This window comes from Actinomadura sp. 6N118 (genome assembly GCF_044326415.1).
In the GTDB taxonomy this organism is placed as follows: Bacteria; Actinomycetota; Actinomycetes; order Streptosporangiales; family Streptosporangiaceae; genus Spirillospora.
This window is the reverse complement of sequence record NZ_JBIRAZ010000009.1, coordinates 141848-160020: the sequence shown is the minus strand read 5'-3', so window position 1 is coordinate 160020 and position 18173 is coordinate 141848. Positions and strand designations below refer to the sequence as shown.

22 protein-coding genes are annotated in these 18173 nt (G+C 70.5%); 9 read left to right on the top strand and 13 right to left on the bottom strand.

Features of this window, described 5'->3' with window-relative positions:
* Nucleotides 1-63: 63 nt before the first annotated feature.
* From ACH34W_RS24260 to ACH34W_RS24240, 5 genes are all read left to right on the top strand, one after another.
* The gene (locus ACH34W_RS24260; protein ID WP_395963296.1) at nucleotides 64-615 is read left to right on the top strand and encodes a hypothetical protein; all 552 of its coding nucleotides are present in this window, start codon (nucleotides 64-66) and stop codon (nucleotides 613-615) included.
* A 129-nt stretch (nucleotides 616-744) separates the two neighbouring features.
* Entirely contained in the window at nucleotides 745-1311 is a 567-nt protein-coding gene (locus ACH34W_RS24255) for a hypothetical protein (RefSeq protein WP_395963295.1), read from the top strand.
* 187 nt (nucleotides 1312-1498) lie between these two features.
* Complete coding sequence (locus tag ACH34W_RS24250; protein ID WP_395963294.1) at nucleotides 1499-1915, top strand: hypothetical protein; 417 nt, start codon at nucleotides 1499-1501, stop codon at nucleotides 1913-1915.
* Nucleotides 1912-2241, top strand: coding sequence for a hypothetical protein (locus ACH34W_RS24245; protein WP_395963293.1), 330 nt, complete (start codon nucleotides 1912-1914; stop codon nucleotides 2239-2241). Before ACH34W_RS24250 ends, ACH34W_RS24245 begins: the two co-directional genes overlap by 4 nt.
* A gap of 12 nt (nucleotides 2242-2253) precedes the next feature.
* Nucleotides 2254-2958 (top strand): class I SAM-dependent methyltransferase, encoded by a 705-nt coding sequence (locus ACH34W_RS24240; protein WP_395963292.1) that lies wholly within the window; start codon nucleotides 2254-2256, stop codon nucleotides 2956-2958.
* A gap of 32 nt (nucleotides 2959-2990) precedes the next feature.
* On the opposite strand, the gene ACH34W_RS24235 is transcribed toward ACH34W_RS24240, so the two are convergent.
* The 5 genes from ACH34W_RS24235 to ACH34W_RS24215 all read right to left on the bottom strand — a co-directional run bounded on the left by ACH34W_RS24235 (nucleotide 2991) and on the right by ACH34W_RS24215 (nucleotide 8410).
* A complete protein-coding gene (locus tag ACH34W_RS24235; RefSeq protein ID WP_395963291.1) occupies nucleotides 2991-4577 on the bottom strand; it encodes an amidase in 1587 nt (528 codons plus the stop codon).
* Nucleotides 4578-4644: 67 nt separating this feature from the next.
* The gene (locus ACH34W_RS24230) at nucleotides 4645-5250 is read right to left on the bottom strand and encodes a response regulator (RefSeq protein ID WP_395963290.1); all 606 of its coding nucleotides are present in this window, start codon (nucleotides 5248-5250) and stop codon (nucleotides 4645-4647) included.
* Entirely contained in the window at nucleotides 5247-6368 is a 1122-nt protein-coding gene (locus tag ACH34W_RS24225; RefSeq protein WP_395963289.1) for a sensor histidine kinase, read from the bottom strand. Before ACH34W_RS24225 ends, ACH34W_RS24230 begins: the two co-directional genes overlap by 4 nt.
* A gap of 119 nt (nucleotides 6369-6487) precedes the next feature.
* Nucleotides 6488-7138 (bottom strand): ATP-binding cassette domain-containing protein, encoded by a 651-nt coding sequence (locus ACH34W_RS24220; RefSeq protein WP_395963288.1) that lies wholly within the window; start codon nucleotides 7136-7138, stop codon nucleotides 6488-6490.
* 105 nt (nucleotides 7139-7243) lie between these two features.
* Complete coding sequence (locus tag ACH34W_RS24215) at nucleotides 7244-8410, bottom strand: lactate 2-monooxygenase (protein WP_395963287.1); 1167 nt, start codon at nucleotides 8408-8410, stop codon at nucleotides 7244-7246.
* 74 nt (nucleotides 8411-8484) lie between these two features.
* Between ACH34W_RS24215 and ACH34W_RS24210 the strand changes: the two genes are divergently transcribed.
* Nucleotides 8485-10983, top strand: a complete 2499-nt coding sequence (locus ACH34W_RS24210; RefSeq protein WP_395963286.1) for a DNA topoisomerase (ATP-hydrolyzing) subunit A — start codon at nucleotides 8485-8487, stop codon at nucleotides 10981-10983.
* On the opposite strand, the gene ACH34W_RS24205 is transcribed toward ACH34W_RS24210, so the two are convergent.
* Genes ACH34W_RS24205 through ACH34W_RS24195 form a run of 3 tightly spaced genes read right to left on the bottom strand, consistent with a single transcriptional unit; the run spans nucleotide 10946 to nucleotide 12790 of the window.
* On the bottom strand, nucleotides 10946-11449 hold the full coding sequence (locus ACH34W_RS24205; protein WP_395963284.1) for a DinB family protein: 504 nt from the start codon (nucleotides 11447-11449) through the stop codon (nucleotides 10946-10948). The two genes, ACH34W_RS24210 and ACH34W_RS24205, sit on opposite strands and share 38 nt — an antisense overlap.
* Before the next feature lie 4 nt (nucleotides 11450-11453).
* On the bottom strand, nucleotides 11454-11969 hold the full coding sequence (locus ACH34W_RS24200) for an anthrone oxygenase family protein (RefSeq protein ID WP_395963283.1): 516 nt from the start codon (nucleotides 11967-11969) through the stop codon (nucleotides 11454-11456).
* A complete protein-coding gene (locus ACH34W_RS24195; RefSeq protein WP_395963282.1) occupies nucleotides 11966-12790 on the bottom strand; it encodes an NAD(P)H-binding protein in 825 nt (274 codons plus the stop codon). Before ACH34W_RS24195 ends, ACH34W_RS24200 begins: the two co-directional genes overlap by 4 nt.
* Nucleotides 12791-12853: 63 nt before the next feature.
* On the opposite strand from ACH34W_RS24195, the gene ACH34W_RS24190 reads away from it, so the two are divergent.
* The gene (locus ACH34W_RS24190; protein WP_395963281.1) at nucleotides 12854-13354 is read left to right on the top strand and encodes a MarR family winged helix-turn-helix transcriptional regulator; all 501 of its coding nucleotides are present in this window, start codon (nucleotides 12854-12856) and stop codon (nucleotides 13352-13354) included.
* Nucleotides 13355-13414: 60 nt separating this feature from the next.
* A complete protein-coding gene (locus ACH34W_RS24185) occupies nucleotides 13415-13999 on the top strand; it encodes a CGNR zinc finger domain-containing protein (protein WP_395963280.1) in 585 nt (194 codons plus the stop codon).
* 74 nt (nucleotides 14000-14073) lie between these two features.
* On the opposite strand, the gene ACH34W_RS24180 is transcribed toward ACH34W_RS24185, so the two are convergent.
* Nucleotides 14074-14442, bottom strand: a complete 369-nt coding sequence (locus ACH34W_RS24180; RefSeq protein ID WP_395963279.1) for a nuclear transport factor 2 family protein — start codon at nucleotides 14440-14442, stop codon at nucleotides 14074-14076.
* A 112-nt stretch (nucleotides 14443-14554) separates the two neighbouring features.
* On the opposite strand from ACH34W_RS24180, the gene ACH34W_RS24175 reads away from it, so the two are divergent.
* Nucleotides 14555-15121, top strand: a complete 567-nt coding sequence (locus ACH34W_RS24175) for a thioredoxin family protein (RefSeq protein WP_395963278.1) — start codon at nucleotides 14555-14557, stop codon at nucleotides 15119-15121.
* Nucleotides 15122-15126: 5 nt separating this feature from the next.
* Here ACH34W_RS24175 and ACH34W_RS24170 read toward each other — a convergent pair whose 3' ends face one another.
* The 4 genes from ACH34W_RS24170 to ACH34W_RS24155 form a co-directional block, all read right to left on the bottom strand.
* On the bottom strand, nucleotides 15127-15510 hold the full coding sequence (locus ACH34W_RS24170; RefSeq protein ID WP_395963277.1) for a hypothetical protein: 384 nt from the start codon (nucleotides 15508-15510) through the stop codon (nucleotides 15127-15129).
* Between the two features lie 125 nt (nucleotides 15511-15635).
* The gene (locus ACH34W_RS24165; RefSeq protein WP_395963276.1) at nucleotides 15636-16238 is read right to left on the bottom strand and encodes a PadR family transcriptional regulator; all 603 of its coding nucleotides are present in this window, start codon (nucleotides 16236-16238) and stop codon (nucleotides 15636-15638) included.
* Between the two features lie 95 nt (nucleotides 16239-16333).
* On the bottom strand, nucleotides 16334-17002 hold the full coding sequence (locus ACH34W_RS24160; RefSeq protein WP_395963275.1) for a response regulator: 669 nt from the start codon (nucleotides 17000-17002) through the stop codon (nucleotides 16334-16336).
* Nucleotides 16999-18168: a sensor histidine kinase gene (locus ACH34W_RS24155; protein ID WP_395963274.1), complete on the bottom strand. Its 1170-nt coding sequence runs from the start codon at nucleotides 18166-18168 to the stop codon at nucleotides 16999-17001. The genes ACH34W_RS24160 and ACH34W_RS24155 overlap by 4 nt, the downstream gene beginning before the upstream one ends.
* Nucleotides 18169-18173 lie beyond the last annotated feature (5 nt).

Sequence of the window (18173 nt, the reverse complement as noted above, 5' to 3'; positions counted from 1 at the left end):
GCCACCCCATGTCGGATATCGGCGTTACTGAAGGTGACGTACAACGCGGCCAGGCTTTGGAGCATGAGTTACGAACCTGCGCAGCGGACGCGTACCGGCGTCCTGGGATGGGCGCTGACCGGCGCCGGAGCGGCGATGGTGCCGTGGATGTACGTGCTCGCGACCCGGTTGCCGTCCACCACGGAGGTCTCCAACTGGTCCACGGCGTGGGTCGGCCTGGACACGATGCTGGCGGCCGGGTTGGTCAGCACGGGCGTCCTGCTGCGGCGGAAGGACTCCCGGCACACCCTCACCGCCGCCGCGACGGCCGCGCTGCTGGTGATGGACGCCTGGTTCGATGTGACCACGTCGGCCGGGGGTGCCGAGCGGGCGACGGCCGTGGGCCTGGCGGCTGGTGTGGAGCTCCCGCTCGCCGCGCTGTGCGCCGCGCTGGCCGTCCGTGGCCTGCGCAGCCCACACCAAAGCGGCCAACACCAAAGCAGCCAGCACCATAGCGACCAGCGCCAAGGCCAACCACGCCTGAGCGGCCCACACCAGAGCGGCCCACGCCAAAGTCGGCGACGCGCTAAAGGGCTCTCGAGGAAGAAGATGGCGAGTGCCGCACTGGTGGGCTGAAACGTCATTCGATCAGGTGAAATCAGCCGACTCCGACCCTTAGAGTGGGGTTTCGACATCGGGCCTCTTCCGGCTTCGGAGGGGCCCGTTCCGCTGTCCGGCACGAGCACGATCAAGAGGTTTCCGGAGATGACCGACCACGAGCTGTACGACGAGCTCCTCCGGCTGCTGCGCGAAGGGATGCCGGAGCCCGCGCCAGCCGAGTTCGACGACGAGACGGGCTTCCTGCCGCTCGGCGTCGATGTGGACGGCGATGTCGCCGTCGTCACCTTCCTGTGCCGCGAGCCGCTCGGGTTGTTCATCGAGGGCACCACGTTCCACCGCCGCAACGGCGAGTGGATGGAGCTGGGCGGCGGCGGAGGGGCGGCGCCGGACCGGCCACTGGCCCGCCGCACCGCGTCCGAGCTCGGCGGGCACCACCTCCTGACGTACGGCACAGGCAAGACCGTCCGCAATGCCGACCGGCTGCTGCCCTGGGGCGCCAAGTGGGTCAGCCAAGCGCGGCTGCAGGTCTCGGCCGAGGTGGCACGGCTGCACGTCGGCAACCGGTTCATGAGCGTGCCCGCGCACGGTCACGCCGTGGTGGTCTGGGGAGCACGCCGCGCCCCGGTCGTCGAGGCGCTCTCGGAGGACGGCTCGGTCCTCGGCTCGCTCGATCTCGGCCAGCCACTTGGAGCGCTCCGTTCCACCGCCTAGAGCCGTGACCAGGCACTGACCGCGTCCACCGCGCACGGTCGCTGGCGCGTCGCCGCCGACCGTCTATGACTCCGCGTATATGTGTCACTAACTGCGCGTACATCAATTCGATTACATATGGTTACTAGCGATCACTATTTGTGTTAATTTCCGGACGACAAGGAGACTTCGGCGACAGGAGACACCCATGGGATGGCGAGGTTTGTTGTCCTGGAATCCCTTCGGAACGATGATCGCGGTGGCCGCGATCATCCTCGGCGCGCTCGGCATGATCATCGGAGACGGCGTCAGCCAGGGCATGACCAACAGCCTGGCCGGTCACGCCAACGTAATCGCCCACCTGTGGGGGGCGATGTTCACGGTGGGCGGCCTCGTCAACCTCTACGGGCTGTACGCACGGCGGCTGGTGATCGAGGTCCCCGGCCTCTACCTGATCACCGGCGGCTACGCGTTCTACTGCCTCACGGTCATCACCGGCCTGCGCACGCACGGGCTGGCCGCCGGCACCATCTCGGGTGCGCTCACCATCGGCTGCCTGCTCAAGGCCCACGCCATCATGAACCGCGCCCGCGACGTGGCGCAGGAAGGGCGTGAGGCCGCATGAACACCGCCAACATCATCGTCTCCATCGCCCAGGTCGCCGCGGGCGGCACGATCGTCCAGGCCATGGTCGCGGTGTTCCGCCGGCGCGGCGAGCTCCGCCAGCTCGACCGGCAGAGCGACTCGGTCGCGGTCGACACCGCCGACCAGGTCGTCACGATGTTGCGGCGGGAGCTGGTGGAGAGCAAGGAGGAGCTCGCCGACCTCAAACAGGACCGCGCCAACCTCCAGCGCCAGGTCGGCACGCTCAGCGAGCACGTCTCCAGGGTCAGCGCCGATCTTGCCGTGGCGCGCGCTGATCTCGACCGCTTCCGGAGCAGCTCGTCCTGACACACTGGCCAGGTGGCCGTGCCGCCGGACTATGACGACGATCCCGGGCGTTTCCGCCTTGGTTCGCGCATCACCGAGCGTCATCTGACGGCACCGAGCCTGTACGAGCATCTCGCCGCCAGGCTGATCCGCCACAACATGATCGTCGATGTCGGCTGCGGGGAGGGCGCCCTCGCGGCGGCGCTCCGCTCCTCCCGCCCCGCCCGGCCTGCCGGCCTCCCCCCGCAGCGGCTCGTTGGCGTGGACGCCTCGATCACGATGCTCGGCGCACATCCGCGTCCCGTGGTCCTGGCCGAGGCGACCCGCCTGCCGTTCGCCTCAGGGGTCTTCGACGCCGCCCTGGCCATCAACGTGCTCTACCACCTGGACGATCCGGTACCGGCTCTCCAGGAGGCCCGCCGAGTCCTTGCCCCAAGCGGTGTGTTCATCGCGTCGGCCATTGCCCGCGACGACAGCCCGGAGCTCGCCGATGTGTGGCACCGCGCGCCCACGCCCTTCGACGCCGAAGAGGCTCCAGACCTTGTCGCCGCCGTCTTCGGCGCGGTCGAGGTGGAACGGTGGGACGCCGCGCTGATCACGCTCCCGGACCGCGACGCCGTCCGCGACTACCTGATCGCGCGCCAGGTCCCGCGCCAGGCAGCCATCGACGCCTCGGGCCGGGTCAGGACGCCGCTTCCGATCACCAAGCGCGGCGCCCTGATCCTCACGCACCGATGATCGGAACAGCGGCTGATCAGAGCGGCAGGTGATCAGAGCGGCGGTGTGGTCGGCGGGAGCGTGCGGTGCCGGGTCGCCTGCTCGTAGGCGTAGCCCATGCCGAGGAGGCTCGGCTCCGTGAACGGGCGGCCGAGCAACTCCACGCCCACCGGAAGGCCTCCTGCGGTGAACCCAGCGGGCACGCTCAGCGCGGGGAAGCCGCTGTAGGAGGCCAGCCTGCAGTTCAGATACGACTGCGTAACGCCGATCTCCGTGGGCGGCCGGGTGATGCTCGGGTAGACGATCGCGTCCAGGTCGTGCGCCCGCATCAGGTCGGTGATGCGCTGCTTGAGGATGTCGCGCTGGCGCAGCTTCTCCTCGTACGACGGGTTGGGCAGCGGCGGGCTCCCGACCCAGGCCTTCAGGGTGGACAGCACGCTTGGCGTGACCTGCCCTGACGTGGCGATGTCGGCGAGCGTGATCTGGTCGTACGGGGGTTCCAGCCGCGCCAGCGAGGCGGGGCGGCCCTGGGCGGACGAGGCCAGATAGGCGTTGAGGTCGCGCTCGAACTCGTCGCGGACCCGGTTGGCGCCCGCCGCCGTGGCGAGGATCTCCGGCTGCGCACCGAGTTCGACCGTGCGGGCGCCGAGCTCGGCCATCCGGGCGACGGCGGCGCGGACCCGGGCCGTCGTCTCCTGCTCGTCGCTCGTGGCCGTCGCAAGGTAGTCGGTGAAGATCCCGATCCGCTTGCCGCGCAGGGAGCTCTTGCGGAGCGTCTTCTCGTAGCTGCGCGGCGTCCTGCCGATCGCGGCCCGCGTGACCGGGTCCTTGGGGTCGTAGCCGGCGGTCGCGTCGAGCACGAGCGCCACGTCGCGGACGGAGACGCCGATCGGGCCGGCCACGTCCTGTGTCCCGGCGAGCGGCGCCACGCCGTCGCGGCTGGAGAGGCCGAGGGTCGGCCGCAGGCCCACGAGGTTGTTGTGCGCAGCCGGGATGCGGATCGATCCGCAGGTGTCGGTCCCCATCCCGACGGGGGCGAAGGCCGCCGCGACGGCCGCGCCGGTGCCGCCGCTGGAGCCGCCGGGATGCCGCGCCGGGTCGTAGGGGTTGCGGGTCTGACCGCCGAGGGAGCTGATCGTGTAGATGTTCATCGCGAACTCGTGCATGTTGGTCTTGGCCAGCACGATCGCGCCCGCCTTGCGGAGGCGGCGCACCTGCTCGGCGTCGTCCGGCGGCTGGAGTTCGCGGAGGGCGGCCGAGCCGCTGGTCGTGGGCATGTCCGCGGTATCGAAGTTGTCCTTGAGCACGATCGGGACGCCGTGCAGCGGCCCGCGGACCCGGCCGAGACGGCGTTCGGCGTCCAGCCTTTTGGCGTCGGCGAGCGCGCGCTCGTTCACCCTGATCACGGCGGTGAGGCCAGGACCTGCGGTGTCGTACGCCTTGATCCGGCGCAGGTACTCCTCAACGAGCTGAACCGAGGTGACCTTGCGGGTGGTGAGCAGCGCGCGGATGTCGGCGACGCCCAGACCCGCGACCTGGGGAACGCGGCGGGACGGAGCCGCGCTGGCGGCGGGGGTCGGCAGGAGCGCCGCAGTCAGGGCCGCAGTGGCGGTGAGCGCGGTGAGTCGGCGGGGCAGCATCAAGATCCTTTCGGGGGCCTGCGGGGAGGCTAAAGGATCAACGACGGCGATGGGTTGCGGTGATGTTTCAGAGCCAGCCGAGGTCGCGGGCCGCTCGTACCGCCGCATGGCGGTTGTCCACGCCCAGCTTGGTGACGGCCGCGGACAGATAGTTGCGGACCGTTCCTTCGGAGAGACCGAGGGAACGCGCTATGCGCGAGATCGGAACGCCGTCGGCCGCGGCGCGGAGCGTGTCCAGCTCGCGCGGGGTGAGGGGGCACTCCTCGGCGGCGAGCGCGTCGGCGGCTAGCTGCGGATCGATGTACCGGGCGCCGTCGCAGACCTGGCGGATGACCTGGGCGAGGCGGGCGCCGGGGGCGTCCTTGCCGAGGAAGCCGCGGACGCCGGCGCCCATGGCGCGGCGGAGGTTGCCTGGGCGGCCGTGGGCCGTGACGATGACCAGTTTGCAGGCGGGAAGCTCGCGGGCGAGGCGCTCGGCGGCCGCCAGCCCGTCCAGCCCGGGCATGTCGATGTCGAGCACGGCCACGTCCGGGACGAGCTTGCGGGCCAGGTCGACGGCCTCGTCGCCACGGCCCACGTCGGCGACGACCTCGATGCCGTCCTCGGTTTCGAGAAGGAGGACGAGGGCCTCGCGGATGAGGGCGTGGTCGTCGGCGAGCAGGACCCGGATCATGACTCTCTCGTTTCCAGGGGCACCGAGGCCCGTACGCGGAACGTGCCGTCGCCGTCCGGCCCGGCCGCGAGCTCGCCCCCGGCCGCGGCGACGCGTTCGGCCAGCCCCTGCAATCCGGTGCCCGGCGTGTGCGACCGGCGGTCGGCGCCGTCGTTGACGATCTCCAGGTGGACGCGGGAGTCGGCGGCCAGGGTGATCCGGCACCAGGAGGCGCCGCTGTGCCGCAGGATGTTGGTGGCGGCCTCCCTGGCGACCCAGCCGAGGGGTTCGTGCACGTGGGCGGGCAGGTCCGGTATCGCGGGCCGGTCGCAGCGGATGCCGGCGGCCTGGAGGACGGCGGAGATGCCCTCCAGCTCAGTGCGCAGCGACGTCGCCCGGTAGCCGCGGACGACCTCCCGCACGTCCCGGACCGCGTCCCGCGCCATCGTCTGGATCTCGGTCAGCTCCTTGCGGACGCGCGGCGGGTCCCGGTCGACGAACCGTTCGGCCACCTCGGCGCGCAGCGCCACCGCCTGCAGGCTGTGACCGAGGACGTCGTGCAGGTCGCGGGCGAAGCGCAGGCGCTCCTGCCCAACTGCCGAACGGGCCAGCTCGGCGCGCGCCTCCCTGAGCTCCTGCACGATGTGAAAGAGCCAGACGGTCACGTACCCCGAGAAGGCCGTGATCGGAAAGCCGATCGCCTCGTACAGGACGCTCAGCGCGGGAAGGCCCAGCAGCAGGCCGTACACCGGCGTGAGGACGGTCCCCACGGCGGTGACCGGGACGGCATGGCGGAGCGGCAGGACGACGGCGATCAGGCCGGCCGGCACCATCAGCAGGTTGCCCCAGCCGGCGTCGCCGCCCAGCACGGCCGGGAGCACCCAGCACAGCCCGCCGATCGCGGCCAGGCCGAGACTGTGGACGGGCGCCGTGCGGCGCATCAGGTTGAGCCACAAGAGCCGCGCGTAGAGCACGAAGATCGCCACAACGCCCGCTCCGCCGGCCACAAGGCGCCCCGGCTCCCGCCGCTCGATCAGCTCGTACCAGAGCGCGGGCGCCAGGAGACCCGTCAGCGTCACCAGCGTGAGCGCCACAATGGCCGCGGCGACCACCGTGGGCCGGGGGATCCTGGGTTGCACCTGCGTCTCCGAAGGACAGAGGGGCTCCAGAGTATGTGACCCGGCCAGGGCGTCTGCGTTCAGTTGTGACGAGCGGGGTCAGCCGATCCCCTCGCTAGGCAGCTCGCTTAGCGGCTCGCTTAGGCGGCCCGGACTCGCGCGGAGCTCTGGCCGACGGGCAGGCGTCCCTTGTCCATGGCCCCGATGCGGTCCGCGCGGCAGGCCTCGTCCACGTCACGCGTGGTCAGCAGCACCGTGACCCCGTTCGCCGCCAGGAAGAGCAACACCGACCAGATCCGGCGAACGTCGTGCTCGCCGAGCCCCGCGGTCGGCTCGTCCAGGAACAACACGTCGGACCGGCCCACCAGGGCGAGCGCCAGGTCGAGCAGCCGCCGCTGACCGGCGCTCAGCCGCTCGAACGGAACGTCCGCCTGCGCACCCAATCCCGTGAGCCGCAGGGCTTCGTCCCGGGTCAGCGGGTCGAGCGTCCAGCGCCGCCAGGTGTCGACGACCTCGGCGACCGTCAGGCCGGGGAAGAGCCCGCCGTCCCGCCATACGGCACCCGAGCGCACGGCGTCGCGGTACGGGTCGGCCCTGCGGACCCGCACGGTCCCGGAGGTCGGCCGGCGGGAGCCCGCGACGGCCTCCAGGAGCGTGGTCTTTCCCGCTCCGTGGCCGCCGAGCAGCGCGTAGATCTCCCCCTTGGCGACGGCGAACGAGACGCCGCGCAGGACCTCGTTCTCGCCGAGGCGGACCTGCAGTTCGCGCACTTCGATCACATTCGCCCGCATGATCCCATGCTGCCGATCATGTGCTCGAACGTGCAGTCACGCCCGTCAGGAATGCCCCATGACATAAGCGGGGGCCACCCATGACAAATGTCACGGGGCCAAATGTCACGGAGCAGGGACGACGAAGTCCGGACCGAGCTCCCCTGGCCGCGTCACGCCGGCCAAAGTCAATGTCAGCTCCAGCTCAGCCTGCAGACACCGCAGCACATGCCGGACGCCCACCTCCCCGCCGAGCGCCAGGCCATAGGCGTACGGCCGGCCGACCAGGACCGCCTTGGCGCCCAGGGCCAGTGCCTTCGCCACATCGGAGCCCGTACGGATGCCGCTGTCGAACAGCACGGCCGCCTGGTCGCCCACCGCCTCGACGACGCCCGGCAGCGCGTCCAGCGACCCGATGGCCCCGTCGACCTGGCGGCCGCCGTGGTTGGAGACGATGATCCCGTCCATGCCCGCGTCCACCGCCTGACGGGCGTCATCAGGATGCTGGACGCCTTTGAGCGCGATCGGCCCGTCCCAGTGCTCCCGCAGGAACACCAGATCACTCCACGTCAGCGACGGGTTGCCGAAATTGGCGACCCAGTGGACCAGCGCCATGTCCCGGTTGGCGTCGGTCACGGGCCCGCCGACGGCCTTCTGGAAGACCGGGTCGCTGAAGTAGTTGGCCACGCCGATGCCGCGCAGGAACGGCAGGTACGCCTGGTCGAGATCGCGCGGCCGCCAGGCCAGGGTGAACGTGTCGAGCGTGACGACGAGGGCCGTGTAACCAGCCGCCTTCGCCCGTTCCAGGAAGCTGACGGCCAGCTCCCGGTCCTTGGGCCAGTAGAGCTGGTACCAGCGGGAACCCTCCCCGTTCGCCTCCGCGACCTCCTCCATGGCGTGCGAGGCGGCCGTGCTCAGCACCATCGTCAGCCCGGTGGACGCCGCCGCCCGCGCCACGGCGAGCTCCCCCTCCGGATGGAAGATCGACTGCACCCCGATCGGGGCCAGCACCACCGGAGCCGACATCACCGTCCCGAGAACCTCCACCGACAGGTCACGTTCGGCCACGTCACGCAACATTCGAGGCACGATCCGCCACCGGTCGAAGGCCTCCCGGTTGGCCCGCGCGGTGGACTCGCTCCCCGCCGACCCCGCCACGTACCCGAACGCCGGCGCGGAGAGCCGACGCTCGGCAAGCGCCTCCAGCCTGGTCAGGTCGGTGGGGAACCCCGGCAGCACCTCCCCCAGCCCCGCCAGGTAGATCTCGTTCTGAAAATCCGCCAATGAGCTCATCCGAGAACCTCCATGCGGCGCGCCGGACCGGGTTGGGTGCAAAAATGTCCCAGAGACCGGCCACAATGTTGCCCATGGCACGACGCGGATCCCAAGCCCCTCCACCGCCGCCGGACTTCGAAGAGAACATCATCGATGTCGATGTCTCCGAGGAGATGCGCGGCAGCTTCCTCGAGTACGCCTACTCGGTCATCTACCAGCGGGCGCTGCCGGACGCGCGCGACGGGCTCAAGCCCGTGCAGCGCCGCATCCTCTACTCGATGAACGACATGGGCCTGCGCCCCGACCGGGGGCACGTCAAGTGCGCCCGCGTCGTCGGCGAGGTCATGGGCAAACTGCACCCCCACGGCGACAGCGCGATCTACGACGCGATGGTGCGGATGGCCCAGTGGTGGTCCATGCGGATGCCGCTGGTCGACGGGCACGGCAACTTCGGCTCGCTCGGCGGCGACGACATGCCGGCCGCCATGCGTTACACCGAGGCCAGGCTGTCGCGTGCGGCCATGCAGATGGTGACCTCCATCGACGAGGACACCGTCGACTTCCGGCCCAACTACGACGGCCAGGAGACCGAGCCGGAGGTCCTGCCCGCCGCGTTCCCCAACCTGCTGGTCAACGGGGCGGCGGGCATCGCGGTCGGCATGGCGACCAACATGGCGCCGCACAACCTCGGCGAGGTGATCGCGGCCGCGCGGCATCTGATCGACCATCCCGAGGCGTCACTCGACGACCTCATGCGCTACGTGCCCGGCCCCGACCTGCCGACCGGCGGCAAGATCGTCGGCCTGGAGGGCATCCGCGACGCCTACGAGCGCGGGCGCGGGACGTTCCGGACGAGGGCCACCGCCCACATCGAGAGCGTCACCCCCCGCCGCAAGGGCATCGTGGTCAGCGAGCTGCCCTACGCGGTCGGCCCGGAACGGGTCAAGGCCAAGATCAAAGAGCTCGTCAACGCCAAAAAGATCAACGGCATCGCCGACCTCAAGGACCTAACCGACCGCAACGTCGGGCTCCGCCTGGTCATCGAGATCAAGAACGGTTTCCACCCCGAGGCCGTGCTGGAGGAGCTCTACCGGCTCACGCCGATGGAGGAGACCTTCGGCATCAACAACGTGGCGCTGGTCGACGGCCAGCCGCGCACGCTGGGGCTGCGCGAGCTGCTCCAGGTGTACGTCGACCACCGCATCGACGTGGTGCGCCGCCGGTCGATGTTCCGCCGCACCAAGCGCGAAGACCGTCTCCACCTGGTGGACGGCCTGCTGATCGCCCTCCTCAACATCGACGAGGTCATCCAGGTCATTCGGCAGAGCGACGACGCCGCGCAGGCCAAGCAGCGGCTGATGCAGATCTTCCAGCTCTCCGAGATCCAGGCGCAGTACATCCTCGACACCCCGCTGCGCCGCCTCACCCGCTACGACCGGCTGGAGCTGGAAAAGGAGAAGGAGCAGCTGGCACGCGAGATCGCCGAGCTGACCGCGATCCTGGAGTCGGAGCCCAAGCTGCGCGCCGTCGTGTCGGGCGAGCTGGCCGACGTGGCCGCCGAGTTCGCGACGCCGCGCCGGACCGTGCTGCTGGAGGCGTCCGGCCAGACCCGGTCCGCCGCCGTGCCACTGGAGGTCGCCGACGACCCGTGCCTGGTGCTGCTGTCCTCGACCGGGCTGCTGGCCCGCACCAACTCGGCCGACGCGCTGCCGGCCGAGGGCACGCGGTCGCCGCACGACGTCCTGGTGTCGGTGGTGCCCGCGACGGCCCGCGGCCAGATCGGCGCGGTGACATCGGCGGGCCGCATGATCCGGGTGGACGTGCTCGACCTGCCGACGCTGCCGCCGACCTCCACCCCGCCGTCGCTGGCCGGCGGCGCGCCGCTCAGCGAGTTCGTGGTGCTGGAGCCGGGCGAGACCGTGGTCGGGCTCGGCAGCCTGGACGACGTGGGCGCCGGGCTGGCACTGGGCACCGAGCAGGGCGTGGTCAAACGGGTGGTGCCCGACTATCCCGCCAACCGGGACGACTTCGAGGTGATCGCGCTCAAGGACGGCGACAAGGTCGTCGGCGCCGTCCATCTGGAGACCGAGGAGACGGACCTGGTCTTCATCGCCACCGATTCCCAGCTCCTGCACTTCCAGGCATCGCTCGTCCGGCCGCAGGGCCGGGCCGCGGGCGGCATGGCGGGCATCAAGCTGGCGTCCGGCGCACGGGTCGTCTGGTTCGGCGCCGTCGATCCCGAGTGGGATGCCCGGGTCGTGACGATCTCCGGGTCGTCCTCGGCCCTGCCCGGCACCCAGACGGGCGCGATCAAGGTAGCCGACTTCGCCGAATACCCGGCCAAGGGCCGCGCCACCGGCGGCGTGCGCTCGCACCGTTTCCTCAAGGGTGAAGACACCCTGCTGATGGCCTGGGCCGGTGTGACCCCGGTCCGCGCCGCCTCGTCCACCGGCAAACCGCTGGAGGTCCCGGAGGAGCTGGGCCGCCGCGACGGTTCGGGCGAAAGGCTGAGCAAGCCGATCGCCGCCTTGGGCGGCCCGTTGGGCCCGCTCGCTATTCGCCGGTGGCGCCGTCGATGCGTTCCCGGATGAGGTCGGCGTGCCCGTTGTGGCGCGCGTACTCCTCGATCATGTGGGTGAGGATCCAGCGCAGCGAGTAGACCGTGCCCTCGAACTCCGCGGTCGTGTCGAGTGACTCGGTGGCGTCCACGATCTCGCAGGCCAGCGCGCACTCCTCCTCCCAGGCCGCGAACGCCTCGCCGGGATCGGCCTCGTCGGCCTCGAAGGGCGAGTCGTCCCCGGGGCCCCGCTTCCAGCGGAACGGGATGTCCTCGCCGCGCAGCACCCTCCGGAACCAGCCCCGTTCGACCTCGGCCATGTGCCTGACCAGCCCGAGCAGGGAGAGCTTCGACGGCGGGACGTTCCGTTCACGCAGCTGCTCGGTCGTCAGGCCCGCGCACTTCCAGGCGAAGGTCTCGCGATGCCACTGCAGGAATCCGGTCAGCGTCGCACGCTCATCTCCGACCAGCGGCGGTTCAGTCCTTGCGGTCTCGTCCATCCGATCATGATGCCAACGCACCGGCCGGACGTTCGATCGCGGGAGTGTCCACCCGGGTATCCGATCGCCGGGCAAGGATCAGGCAGCCGAACGCGCACACCGCAGCGACGGTACGGACGGCGTGCGCGATCTGCCACCGGTCCCGGTCGTCCGCCCAGCCGGCCGGAGGAGCCTGCACGTTCCAGTCGGCCTGGTCGTTGTTGATCGGGTAGTTGACCACCATCGTCAGCACGAAGACCAGCACCAGCAGCGCGAGCGCCGACAACACCGGCCACCGGCCGCCTTCCCGCGTCCGGAACGCGGCGACGGCCAGCAACGCCGTCGCGATCAGCGCGGGGAGGAGGGTGGCCCCGGCGAGCCTGTCGAGCGAGTCGAGCTCGACCTGTCTGACCTGCGCGTACACCCGGCCGTCGTAGCTCCGCAGCGACAGTTCCAGGACAAGGACCGCGACCAGGAATCCGGCGAAGACGCCGCCGAAGAGCACGCTGACGAACCGCGCGCCGCGTACCAGAGCGCTCATGACCGGCCGCCGAACTCCGCCGCGTGGTCGGCGGCCCACCTGGCGTACGTGAGCGCCGGGCGGCCCAGCACCTCCGCCACCGTGCCGGTGGACGGCCCCGGTTGCTCGGCGCAGGTGGCCAGGTAGCCGAGCATGCGGTCGGGCACGTCCTCGGGCACGCCTTGGGCGAGCATGCCCTCGCGGACCTCCTCAGGGGGCACCTCGGTGAACATCAGGCCGGTGCCGATGGCCTCACCGATGAGGCGGACCTTGTCGCGCTGGCTGAGGGACTCCGGGCCGGTCAGAGCATACGCACGGCCGGCGTGTGCGGAGTCGAGCAGCGCCCGGACGGCGACTTCGGCGATGTCGCGCTCGTGGATGGACGAGGACGCCGCATCGCCGTACGCGCCGCGAACGGCTCCGGTGGCGCGGATCTGCGGAGCCCAGGCCAGGTTGTTGGCCGCGAAGTCGGCACAGCGCAGGAAGGTCCACTCCAGGCCGGAGGCGTCCACGGCCTTCTCGGCGGCCTTGAACGCGGCGGCGAAGCGTTCGTATCCGCCTCCGTACTCCACGGTGACCGCGGACAGCAGCACCGCTCGCTTGACGCCTTGCGCGGCCGCCGCCACGAGCAGTTCCCCGATGGTCTCGCCGACCGCCCGCGGTGCGATGAGGATCGCTTCCACACCGGCCATGTCCGAAGCCTGCGAGACCACCTTCGCGCCCTCGGGCAGGTCGGCGGACTCCGGCGAACGGGTCACGGCCGTCACTTCCTCACCCGCCTCCAGCAGCAGCTTCACCACGCTGCGCCCGACGACCCCCGTCGCCCCGGTCACCAGAATCATGCGGATACCTCCATTGCCGTAAGATATGGAAACCGTAACATATTGATTTGAGAGACATACAATATGACTTCCGTAACACCTGCCGACCGAAGGCGGGCCACCGTCACCCTCCGTGAAGCACTGCGCGAGCTGAGCCTGCAGCTCTCGCTCCTCAACCGGCAGGTCGGAGCGCATCTCGAACTCAAGGACGTCGACCTTGACTGCCTGGATCTCGTGAACGCGCACGGACCCCTGACCCCGAGCGCGCTGGCCCGCCGCGCCGGGCTGCACCCCGCCACACTGACGGGCATCCTGGACCGGCTCGAACGAGGCGGCTGGGTGGTGCGCGAACGCGACCCCCAGGACCGCCGCGCCGTCCAGGTCCGGGCTGTGCGCGAGCGCAACGCCGAGCTGCTGGGGCTGTTCGCGGGGATGAACGCGTCGCTCGACCAGATCTGCGGCGGCTACGAGCAGGCCGAACTGGAACTGCTCGCCGGCTTCCTCCGCCGCACCGCCGACGCCGGGATCGAGGCCGTCAAGGAACTGGCCGGCGAGGAGACCCCCCGCCGGCCGAAGTCACGCTGAGCCCGGTACGTGTGAACGGGTCGCGGTCGTGACACCGGATATTGTGGTTACGTGACGGCGATGGCGAGGGTACTGACGGGCCGCGACGGGCAGAGCTTCACGTTCGATCCGGGCGCCTTCTGTCTCGAACTCCTGCTGACCGGCGGCCCAGGCGTGTACGCGTACTGGGAGATCCTGCACACGCCGGACGACCTGGCCGGCTGGCTCAAGGAGTCGCGCCTCGCCGCCATCGCCCCCCTCGACGATCTGCGCGTCCGCCCCGCCGAACTGAGCGCCGTCAAGGCGTTCCGGGACACGATGCTGAGCGTCGCCCTCGCTCTCGCCCACGACCAGGACCTCCCGGCGGACGCCCTCGAAACGATCAACGATGCCGCCGGACCCGTCCCCCGCCCGCGTATCGACCCCGTCACCGGCCGGCGCGCGTGGGCGGGCCCGGTGACCGGCACCCAGATCCTCGGGGCGGCCGCCCACGAGGCGATCGATCTGCTCACCGGTCCCCACCGCGACCGTGTCCGGGAGTGTGCGGCATCCAACTGCCTCCTGCTGTTCGTCGACACCTCGCGCCCCGGCAAGCGCCGCTGGTGCTCCATGGAACGCTGCGGCAACCGCAACAAGGTCAACGCCTATCGGACCCGCCAGACCTGACGCACTGCGGTGCAAGTCGCACTACCGCCTGCCCGACGTCTGACGTCGGCGCGCAATACCGGCGCGCGATGTCGTCACTGCTCGATGTCGTCCGGCCCCCAGAAGGCCTCCATCCTGGTGACCTTGCCATCCTCACCGAACGTCATGACGTCGATGGCGCGGATGCGCAGCCCCATGGCCGGGACGTCCACGGTGAAGGCCATGGCCGCGCTCGTCCCGTGCGAGCCGCGGATCGGGACGTCGAGAGACAGCTTCGCGCCTGAGCCGATGGCGTTGACGTAGAACTCGTCGATCGCCGCGCGGCCCTGGATCTGCGGCTGTCCGACCGGATCCTCGATCACCGCGTCATCCGCGAACAACCCCGAGACCGCGGCGGGGTCACCGGCGTTGAAGCCGTCGATGTACGCCTGCAACACGGCCTTCATGTGCTCCTGAGTCGGCATGATCTCAAATTACCAAGCGAACGTTTGGTCAAGCCAGCCGCCGCGGGGAGTTCGCCGTCGAGGTCCGGCGGGGTGGGGCCCGCGCCCCGGCCGTCCGGGTAAGAATGGGCGCATGGCGATCTCCTCGTTCATGGTCCCGCTCGGGACGCCCGCACCCTCGTTCGCGCTGCCGTCCATCGACGGAGGCGAAGTCTCACCGGAGGACTTCGCCGGTGCGCCCGCGCTGCTGGTGGTGTTCCTGTCGAACCACTGCCCCTACGTACGCCGCATCGAGCACGCCATCGGTGCGGTGACGGCCGAGTACGCGGCCCGCGGCCTCACCACCGTCGCGATCTGCAGCAACGACGTGGTCAACTACCCCGACGACGGCGCCGACCACCTGCGCGAGCAGGCCAAGCGGGCCGGGTTCGGCTTCCCCTACCTCGTCGACGAGTCGCAGGAGGTCGCGCGGGCCTACCGGGCCGCGTGCACGCCGGACTTCTTCCTGTACGACGCGGAACGGCGGCTGGCCTACCGCGGCGAGTTCGACGGTGCCCGACCGCGCAACGACCTGCCTGCCGACGGCTCCACGCTCCGGGCAGCACTCGACCACGTGCTGGCAGGCGAGACCGTACCCGAGCCGCACACGCCCAGTCTCGGCTGTGGCGTCAAGTGGAAGCCCGGCAACGAGCCGGGCTGAGATCGCTAACCGGCACTGACCCGGGGGCGTGGCAGACCAGGGCGTGGCAGACCCTGCCGTGCCTTCCCGGGCTGGAGCCCCCGTTCGGCTGCGGCGGCCAGCGCCTCCAGGAGTTCGGCGGGGCTGCCGCCCTGGTCGTCGTAGTGCCAGTAACGAATGATGTGTTCGCCCTCCGCGCCCGGGTTGAACCGGCCGAGGGCGAAGCAGCCCGCGATGGCCATGCGGACGATGACGCGCTCGCTGTCGTCCTTCTGCAGGCAGTAGGCGGCGGCGTCGATCAGGCCGATCGCCGCCCGGGCGTTGCGCCCGTCGTCTCGCGCCTCGGCCCGGTTGATGCGCCATTGGGCGTACGGCCGCAGGTAGTCCGCGATCATCCAGGTCTTGGGCACGCCAACGTCCTTTCGGGCTTACCGGACGGGGAATCATTTCCCATGGTGAGCAGCCGACTCCGGGACGGTGGCGGACTTGACCCAGCCCTTGCCGAGCGCCTCCCCCGCGTTGACCGCGGGAACGATCAGGGCAGCTCGTCGAGGTCGGTGAGCATCCGTTCGGCGAGGTCGCACTCCGCGGCGTAGTAGCGGGCCGCCCAGCGTGCCACCAGCTCCGGATAGACCCAGCCGGGCATCTCCGCTGCCCTCTGCCGTGAACACTCGGCCTCGTCGTGCAGGCGCTGGGCGTTGTCGCGGTGCTGGGACACGATCTCGCGGAGCCGTTCGGGTGTGGTCAGGTGGCCGAGGCACACGCGCAGCGCCGCACCGTGCTTGAGGACGGGCTGTTCGACGGGCGCGTCCTCGACCCAGTGGGAGAGTGCGTTCCGGCCCGCGCCAGTGATGCTGTAGACACGCTTGGTCCGGGTGTCGTCGCCCGTCACCGTGCGCGAGGCGGCGTACCCGACCTGCTCGAGCCGCTTGAGCTCGGAGTAGATCTGGCTCATCGCCGGGCTCCAGTAGAAGAACCGGAGGATGTGGTCGGCCCATTGCCGGACCTCGTAGCCGGTGAGCTCCTCGCCGAAGGACAGGATCCCCAGTACCGCCCAGGCTGTGGCCGGGAGCCGCGCGGACATGTCGTCGTCACCGTCGGTCAGATGTGCGGGGGGCCGATCTGCGGTTGGCGGCATGCTCGCAAGCGTAGTCCCGATCATGCCCTCCGACGCAACAGGGCCTGACAAGTTCTTGACAGATATCTCTGACTAGCCAGGACTTGGTTGCCCGTTCAACCGGCGAGGCCGTGGCGGAAGGCATAGGTGACGGCCTGTGCCCGGTCGCGCAGCCCGGCCTTGGCGAAGAGGTTGTTGATGTGGGTCTTGACGGTGGCCTCGGTGATGAACAGGTCTCCGGCGATCTCGGCGTTGGACCGGCCCTGCGCGATCAGTGCGAGGACCTCGCCCTCGCGGCGGGTGAGCCCGTCGGGCAGGTCGCCGTGCCGGACCTGCTTCTCGCCCGCGTGCTCGCCCGCCGCGACGGCCTCGACCAGCCGGCGCTGCACGGCGGGGTCGAGCAGGGACGAGCCGTTCCGCACGGTCTCGACGGCGGCGGCGATCTGCTCGCCCCCGGCGTCCTTGGTGAGGTAACCGCGGGCCCCGGCGCGCAGCGCCGCGAAGATGGACTCGTCATCGGCGTACGTCGTGAGCACGACGATCTCCACCTCGGGATGCGCGGCCTTGATCCGCCGGGTCGCCTCGACCCCGTCGACCCGGGGCATCCGCAGATCCATGAGCACGACCTCCGGCGCCAGCTCGGCCACCTTGGCCACCGCCTGCTCACCGTCGGCCGCAGAGCCGACCACGTTGATCCCGGGCAGCAGTTCCAGCAACAGGAGCAGCCCCTCACGGACCACCGTCTGGTCGTCGACGACCAGCACGCGCGTCCTGGCGGCGCTCATACAGGCACTCGCAGCGACACTCGGAACCCCTTCCCCTGCGGCCCGGTGTCCAGGGTCCCACCGATCAACTCGGCGCGCTCACGCATCCCCACCAGTCCGTACCCGCCGCCCAGATCCGCCGCGATCGCATCTTCGGTGCCGCCCGTGTCGGTGACCTCAAGCTCCACCCGCCCGTCGAGATAGGCGAGGTGCAGCTGGACGCGGGCACCCGGTGCGTGCTTGCGGACGTTCGTCAACGCCTCCTGTGCCGTGCGGATCACGGCCAGCCCGGCCTGCGGTGAGAGCTCGCGAGGGGTGCCCGACACCTCGGTCTCGCACGGGCGGCCCGTACTGACCCGGAACTCCTCGGCCAGCTCCGTCAGCGCCTCCTCGGGCTGGGGCGAGTCCCCGCGCAGTGTGGCCAGCGCGCGCCGCGTCTCCTCCAGACCCGAGCGGGCCAGCCGCTGCGCGCGTTCGACCCGGTCCAGCGCCTGAACGCGGTCGCCGTCGCGTGCCAGCAACATCCGCGCCCCTTCCAGGTGAACGACCTGCGCGGACAACGAGTGCGCCAGGATGTCGTGGATCTCGCGGGCGATGTGCGACCGCTCGGCCAGGATCAGCGTGTCGGCCTCCGCCCGCTTGACCGCCTCCTGAGCCAGCTCGCGCTGCCGGTTCGCCATCGCCCCCAGCGCCACCGCGACGAAGGCCGCCATGAGCCCGAAGTCCGTGCCCGTGGTCTGGATGTCCCAGCTGATCAGCCCCACCGCCGCCACGGCCACCGCCGCGAGTGCCATCCCCCATCGGAGAGGCAGGAAGTTGAGCAGCACCCAAATGGCGATCATGGCGAAGATGAAGCCGCCGTTCTCCCGGGACGACAGGTCGTACAACCACAGCGACGCTCCCACCGAGATCAGCAGCAGCACCGTCCCTTCCCGCCAGCGCGGCGCCCATTCCGCCCGCGCGAGCCGTGCGTCACGGGGCGAGCGGGTGAGCCAGATGCCCGCGCTCAGACATGCGAAGGCGATGACGTTCAGAACGACCACCAGCAAGCCCTCGCCGTGCAGCGCCGGCTTGGGATCGGACTGGAGCAGGTCGCGGACGTACGCCACGATGCCCCACGTCAACCCCGCGGCCACGATCAGCAGGCGCAACCATCCGGGATCTGGACAGACCCGCTCGAATCTCACGCGAC